The organism is Sphingobium phenoxybenzoativorans, from assembly GCF_001757355.1.
In the GTDB taxonomy this organism is placed as follows: domain Bacteria; phylum Pseudomonadota; class Alphaproteobacteria; order Sphingomonadales; family Sphingomonadaceae; genus Sphingobium; species Sphingobium phenoxybenzoativorans.
The window spans coordinates 1-6,172 of record NZ_MINO01000123.1 but is presented as its reverse complement, the minus strand read 5'-3'; the positions used below and the strand labels follow the sequence as shown (position 1 = coordinate 6,172).

Below are 6,172 nucleotides of genomic sequence, written 5' to 3'. Positions count from 1 at the left end.
GTTCCGCGCGGTGGCGGCTGGCGACCGGGCGCGCGCTGGGCTCGCGACGGCGGACTGAGCAAGGCACAGGTCATCGGCCAGATCGCGCAGCTGCCGGCCCACCAGCGGCCGCCGATGCGTATGCTCGGCCGCCGGTCCGAACCCGTGGAGCACCCTTTCAAGGCGATGCCCCCCGATGAAGGCGGGCGCAGTGTCGCGCCCATGCCCGTTGTGCCTTTCCCGCATGACCGGCCGACCGTCCTGATCGAACGCGTCGGACAGCGCGACCTGATCCGCTCGGCCTGTCCGGTCGCATTGTCGCTGGGCCTGACGCCGGGGATGGTGGCAGCCCACGCCCGGGCGCTGGTTTCCGATCTCGACGTGCGGGACGCCGATCCGGCGGGTGACGAGGCGTGGCTCGATCGGCTGGCGCTCCATGGCGTGACGCATTGGACGCCGACCGCGAGCGTGTCGGGAGGCGATGGCCTGTGGCTCGATCTGTCGGGCACGACTCATCTGTTCGGCGGCGAGGAGCGATTTTGCCGCCGGCTGCTGCGCTTCCTGCAACGGCTGGGCTTCACGGCACGCATCGCGATCGCCGGCACGCCCGGCGCGGCGCATGCGCTCGCCCGCTACGGCGGCAAGGATATCCTCCTTCTCGATCCCGGCGCTGAAGCCTCGGCGCTCGCCCAGTTGCCGATTGCGGCGCTGCGGCTCGAGGCGGCAGCGCTGACAGCGGCGGCTCGCTTCGGGCTGGAGCGCGTGGCGGATCTTGTCCGCCTCCCGCGCGGGCCGATGGCGAAGCGGCTTGGCCTCAACGCCGTGACCCGTCTCGACCAGGCGCTCGGCCATGTCGCCGAGCCGATCACACCGGTCGTGCCGTTCGAGGCACCCGAGGTGTCGCGCCGTCTGCTCGAGCCGATCGGCACCCCCGAGAGCATCACACAGGTAATCTCGGATCTCGTCGATGACCTGATCGGCGTGCTTCGGCAGCGCGGGCTTGGCGTCCGCACCGCGTTGCTCGTCGCCGACCGGGTCGATGGCGAGGCGCAGCGCATCGGGATCGGAGCGTCGCGGGCAACGCGCGACGCCAAGCACCTTAAGCGCATGCTCGGACTGAAGCTCGATCGGATCGAGCCGGGGCTGGGGATCGAGGCGATGCACCTCACGGTGCCGCACAGCGAGCCGCTCGGCGCCAGCACGGCGGGATCACTGGTGAGGTCCGACGAGGCAGTCACGGACCTCGCACCGGCGATCGACCAGCTTGTCGGCCGTGCCGGCGAGGATGCCGTGTTCCGTGTTGCTCCGAATGAAAGCGACGTTCCCGAACGTGCCATTCGCCGTGTCGGCCCATTGGACGAACCGGCTTGCTGGCCGAGATGGAAGCGCCCAGTCCGCATGCTGCGTCGGCCTGAGCATCTCACCCATGTCGTGGCGCTGCTTCCCGACCATCCACCTCGACGCTTCACCTGGCGCGGGCAGGCCTATCGGGTGACCGCCGGCGATGGCCCCGAGCGGATCCATGGGGAATGGTGGCGGACCGACACCGAGCTCTGGGCGGTGCGCGACTATTTCCGCGTGGAGGTGGAGAGCGGCGAGCGGTTCTGGCTGTTCCGGCGCGGCGATGGCGTCGAACCCGAGACCGGTGATCTCAGCTGGTACATCCATGGGATGTTCGGCTGATGACGGCCTATGTCGAACTTCAGGTGATGAGCCATTTCTCGTTCCTGCGCGGAGCGAGTTCGCCGGAAGAGCTGTTCGCGGCGGCAGCGCTCCAAGGTCATGGCGCGCTGGGGCTCGCCGACTGGGGCAGCGTTGCCGGCGTGGTGCGCGGCTGGGACGGCCAGAAGACCACGGGCGTGCGCATGATCCCCGGCGCCCGCGTCCATGCGACCGACGGCCATGACCTGCTTCTCTATCCGCAGGACCGTGCCGCCTGGAGCCGACTGACCCGGCTGCTGTCGATCGGCAAAGCCCGTGGTGGCAAGGGCTTCTGTATCCTCGATTGGGCGGACATCGTCCATCATGCCGAAGGGCTGGTCGGCATCCTGCTGCCCGATCTCCCGGACGAGACCGCCGGTGGTCAACTCATCGATATTGCAGGGGCGTTTGGCGCCCGCGGATATTGCGCGTTGTCGTTCCGACGCAGGCCAGACGACGCCATCCGGCTCCATGACCTGGCCGCTCTCGCTGCTCGGCATGGCGTGCGGGCGGTCGCGACCGGTGACATACTTTACCACAGCCCGGAGGTGCGTCCGCTACAGGACGTGGTCACCGCGATCCGCGAAAAGACGACGGTCGACGCGCTCGGCTATCGACGCGAGCGCTTTATGGACCGCCACTTGAAGCCGCCCGCGGAAATGGAGCGGCGCTTCCGGGCATTTCCGGACGCGATCCAGGCCAGCGCCGACATCGCGCGCGCCTGCACCTTCGATCTGGGCGAGATCCAGTATCAATATCCGTATGAGCAGGTGATGGTCGGCCGCTCCGCACAGGAAGCGCTGGCGGAAATGACTGAGCAGGCTGCGGCGACAAAATTCCCGGATGGGGTGCCGCAGCGCTATCGCGACCAGACTGGCCATGAGCTGCGGCTGATCGAGCAGCTCGGTTACGCGCCCTATTTTCTGACGGTCAATGCGATCGTCGCGGAGAGCCGCCGACGCCGCATTCTCTGCCAGGGGCGTGGATCGGCCGCCAATAGCTGCGTCTGCTATCTGCTCGGCATCACGTCGATCGACCCGATCCAGCACGAATTGCTGTTCGAGCGATTCGTCTCGGGCGAGCGCAAGGAGCCGCCCGATATCGACGTCGACTTCGAGCATGAGCGGCGCGAGGAGATCATCCAGTGGATCTACGAGACCTATGGGCGTGATCGATCGGCGCTGACCGCCGTCGTCACCCGGTACCGCACGCGCGGTGCGGTGGCCGAAGTCGGCAAGGCGCTGGGGCTGCCGCGCGATCTCACCAAGATGCTGACCGGGCTCGTCTGGGGCTGGTCGATGGACGGGATCAGCGACGAGCAGATCGAAAGCCTCAACCTCAATGCCCAAGATCACCGGCTCAAGCTGACGCTCAGTCTCGCGCGCCAGCTGATCGGCACGCCCCGGCATCTGTCGCAGCACCCCGGTGGGTTCGTGCTGACGCAGGACCGGCTCGACGATCTCGTGCCGATCGAGCCGGCGCGCATGGAGGACCGGCAGATCATCGAATGGGATAAAGACGATATCGACGCGCTCAAGTTCATGAAGGTCGATGTTCTTGGCTTGGGGATGCTCGGTTGCATGAACCGCGCCTTCAACCTGCTGGAGCAGGACAAGGGCATCAAGATCGGAATGGCGGACCTGCAGGACGATGATCCTGAGGTCTACAAGATGATCCAGCGCGCCGACACGCTCGGCGTCTTCCAGATCGAGAGCCGGGCGCAGATGTCGATGCTCCCGCGCATGAAGCCGAAGGAATTCTACGATCTCGTGATCGAGGTGGCGATCGTGCGTCCCGGACCGATCCAAGGCGACATGGTCCATCCCTATCTCCGCCGCCGCGAGGGCAAGGAGAAGCCCGAATATCCCAAGCCCGAGCTTCGTGCGGTGCTCGAGAAGACGTTGGGCGTACCCCTGTTCCAGGAACAGGCCATGAAGGTCGCGATCGTCGGCGCCGGGTTCACCCCCGTGGAAGCCGATCAGCTCCGCCGCGCGATGGCGACGTTCAAGCTGACCGGCGGCGTCAGCCATTTCTACGACAAGCTGGTCAACGGCATGATCGACCGCGGCTATCCGAAGGATTTTGCCGAGCGGACGTTCAAGCAGATCGAGGGCTTTGGCAGCTACGGCTTCCCGGAAAGCCATGCCGCGAGCTTCGCCAAGATTGCGTACGCCAGCTGCTGGATGAAGCATCACCATCCCGACGTATTTTGCGCCGCGCTGCTCAACGCCCAGCCGATGGGCTTCTATGCCCCCGCCCAGATCGTGCAGGATGCCCGCAAGCATGGCGTCGAGGTGCGGCCGGTCTCGATCAACGATAGCCATTGGGATTGCACGCTGGAGCCGACAAAGGGGCGCTTCATGGCGGTCCGGCTTGGCTTCCGGCAGGTGCGCGGGCTTGCCAATATCCATGGTGCGCAGATCGCGGTGGCACGAGGCGACACGCCTTATGCCAGCGTCGAGGAAGTCTGGCGGCGCGCCGATGTGCCGCGGGTGGCGATCGAACGTCTGGCCGAGGCCGACGCGTTCCACTGCATCGCCGAGGATCGGCGGCAGGGCCTGTGGAAGGTGAAGGGGCTTGGTGAAGCCCCGCTTCCCCTGTTCGCCGCCGCCGATGCCCGCGAGGCGAGTTTCTCTCCGGAGGGCATGGAACCGACGGTGACGCTGGCGCCCTTGACCGCCGGGCGCGAGGTCGTCGAGGATTATCGCTCGCTGCAGCTGTCGCTGCGCGGCCATCCGATGAGCTTCCTGCGTGGCGAGCTCGACGCCATGCGGATTGTGCGCTGCGCCGATCTCGCGACCATACGCGACGGGCGCAATGTCGAGGTCGCGGGCGTCATTCTTGTCCGCCAGCGCCCGGGCTCGGCCAAGGGCGTGCTGTTCATCACGATCGAGGATGAGACCGGGATCGCCAACGGCATCCTCTGGCCCGACAGGTTCGAGATCTACCGGCGTCAGGTCATGTCCGCATCGATGATTGCGATGCGGGGCCGGCTGCAGAAGGAAGGCGAGGTCATCCACATCATTTGCGACCGCATCACCGATCATGACGACATGCTGCGTGCGATCGGCCGCACAAACTTCGCGGTCGCGCCCGGTCGCGGCGATGGCGCCCACAATGGCGGCGGACCCGACCCACGCGATCCGAGCTTCCCGCGCGGGCGGACCCTAGCTTCGCCTCCGTTCGGCACGGTCCAGGAGCAGGAAGAAATCCTCCGCATCCGCAGCCATGACTTCCATTGAGGCGAGCGCCCGTGCGACCGGGACCATTGAACGCGCGGTCAATGTCCTGCGCGAGGCGGCGGCCATCAAGGGCAAGGTGCAGACGCGCGGCGTCGCACTGGCGCTCTGGGTGCTGCGCGGCCGCTGCCCCGACGAATGGCTGGTCGCCTTCTGGGAGGCGGCGGGGTCGGATCACGAGATCGGCCGAAGCCAGGGCCTGCACGCTGCCTATAACGGGATCGTGCGCCAACTCCGCACCACCGGAGCTCTCTCGGAAGACCCCGCGAGGATGAAATGACCCCACCGACTTCCTATATCAGCACCTTAACAAGCACTTCCGCGGGAACGAGCACGCATGGCCAATGGCTGGGCGCCCGACGGCGCCGTTCAGGAACAGATCGAAGACAGCGTGAAGGATGCGCTGGCGAGCGCGCGTGCGCGCATGCCGTCCGGCGACGGCCTGGCCGAGTGCGAAGAGTGCGGCGAGCCGATCCCGGAAGCGCGCCGCCGCGCACTGCCGGGCGCGCGCACCTGCGTGTCCTGCCAGTCGGCTCGCGACAAGCGCCCGACCTGGTCCGGCATCAATCGGCGCGGCAGCAAGGACAGCCAGCTGCGCTGACCCGACGTCCATGAGCCGCTTGCACCTTATCGCCGCGGCGAGCGTCCTCGCCTGCGCCTGGTCCGCGCCCGCGCTTGCCGATCCGTGCGAGGGCGCCTTGCCCGCCAAGGGCACCACCTTCGCCGGTGACGTTCGCTATGTTGGCGACGGCGACGGCCTTTGCGTCGGTCCTGCCGGACGGCCCGATCGCTGGATCGAGGTCCGGCTCGCGGACTTCTATGCGCCTGAACTGCACGAAGCCGGCGGCCGCGAAGCCAAGCGGCGGCTGGAACGACTAGTGATGGGCAAGCCGCTGGTCTGCCGCGCGGGGCGGCGCAGCTATGACCGCGTGGTCGCTGCCTGCACGCTTGGCGGTCGCCCACTTGGCACGCTGTTGCGCCAAGCTGGCGGGATTGAAGGCGGACGCGCTTGGCGACCGCGATGATGATGGCTGACCTGTTCGATGCCCCACTCGTTGCGGGCTTGGCCACGCGACCAGAGATCATCTCCGCCGAGGAAGAGGCTTCCCTCATCGGCAAGATCGATGCCGAGGGCCTCAGCCCGTTCCGGTTTCAGCAATGGACCGGCAAGCGCCTGACCCGGTCGTTCGGCTGGAGCTATGATTTCGAGAGCGGTCGGTTCGCGCCGACCGATCCGCTCCCGGAGTGGCTCG

At 67.1% G+C, this 6,172-nt stretch carries 6 protein-coding genes and 1 pseudogene; 6 read left to right on the top strand and 1 reads right to left on the bottom strand.

Going from position 1 to position 6,172, the window contains the following annotated elements; genetic code table 11:
- A partial coding sequence (locus BHQ40_RS26600; RefSeq protein WP_216094922.1) for a hypothetical protein occupies nucleotides 1-225 on the bottom strand: 225 nt, incomplete at its 3' end.
- Between BHQ40_RS26600 and BHQ40_RS23610 the strand changes: the two genes are divergently transcribed.
- The 6 genes and pseudogenes from BHQ40_RS23610 to BHQ40_RS23585 all read left to right on the top strand — a co-directional run.
- Nucleotides 202-1,662, top strand: coding sequence for a DNA polymerase Y family protein (locus tag BHQ40_RS23610; RefSeq protein ID WP_253183461.1), 1,461 nt, complete (start codon nucleotides 202-204; stop codon nucleotides 1,660-1,662). The genes BHQ40_RS26600 and BHQ40_RS23610 overlap by 24 nt on opposite strands.
- Nucleotides 1,662-4,922 (top strand): error-prone DNA polymerase, encoded by a 3,261-nt coding sequence (locus tag BHQ40_RS23605; RefSeq protein ID WP_070158164.1) that lies wholly within the window; start codon nucleotides 1,662-1,664, stop codon nucleotides 4,920-4,922. The genes BHQ40_RS23610 and BHQ40_RS23605 overlap by 1 nt, the downstream gene beginning before the upstream one ends.
- Nucleotides 4,909-5,199, top strand: coding sequence for a hypothetical protein (locus tag BHQ40_RS23600; RefSeq protein ID WP_070158163.1), 291 nt, complete (start codon nucleotides 4,909-4,911; stop codon nucleotides 5,197-5,199). Before BHQ40_RS23605 ends, BHQ40_RS23600 begins: the two co-directional genes overlap by 14 nt.
- A 57-nt stretch (nucleotides 5,200-5,256) precedes the next feature.
- Nucleotides 5,257-5,520, top strand: a complete 264-nt coding sequence (locus BHQ40_RS23595; RefSeq protein ID WP_070158162.1) for a DksA/TraR family C4-type zinc finger protein — start codon at nucleotides 5,257-5,259, stop codon at nucleotides 5,518-5,520.
- Between the two features lie 10 nt (nucleotides 5,521-5,530).
- A complete protein-coding gene (locus tag BHQ40_RS23590; protein WP_070158161.1) occupies nucleotides 5,531-5,944 on the top strand; it encodes a thermonuclease family protein in 414 nt (137 codons plus the stop codon).
- Nucleotides 5,929-6,172, top strand: a pseudogene (locus tag BHQ40_RS23585) (alpha-ketoglutarate-dependent dioxygenase AlkB); the annotation flags it as partial. The gene BHQ40_RS23590 and the pseudogene BHQ40_RS23585, both read left to right, overlap by 16 nt.

Excerpts from the sequence above, each read along its gene's own strand:
- BHQ40_RS23610 (WP_253183461.1), top strand. The coding sequence starts at position 202 with ATGCCCGTTGTGCCTTTCCCGCATGACCGGCCGACCGTCCTGATCGAA.
- BHQ40_RS23605 (WP_070158164.1), top strand. The coding sequence starts at position 1,662 with ATGACGGCCTATGTCGAACTTCAGGTGATGAGCCATTTCTCGTTCCTG.
- BHQ40_RS23600 (WP_070158163.1), top strand. The coding sequence starts at position 4,909 with ATGACTTCCATTGAGGCGAGCGCCCGTGCGACCGGGACCATTGAACGC.
- BHQ40_RS23595 (WP_070158162.1), top strand. The coding sequence starts at position 5,257 with ATGGCCAATGGCTGGGCGCCCGACGGCGCCGTTCAGGAACAGATCGAA.
- BHQ40_RS23590 (WP_070158161.1), top strand. The coding sequence starts at position 5,531 with ATGAGCCGCTTGCACCTTATCGCCGCGGCGAGCGTCCTCGCCTGCGCC.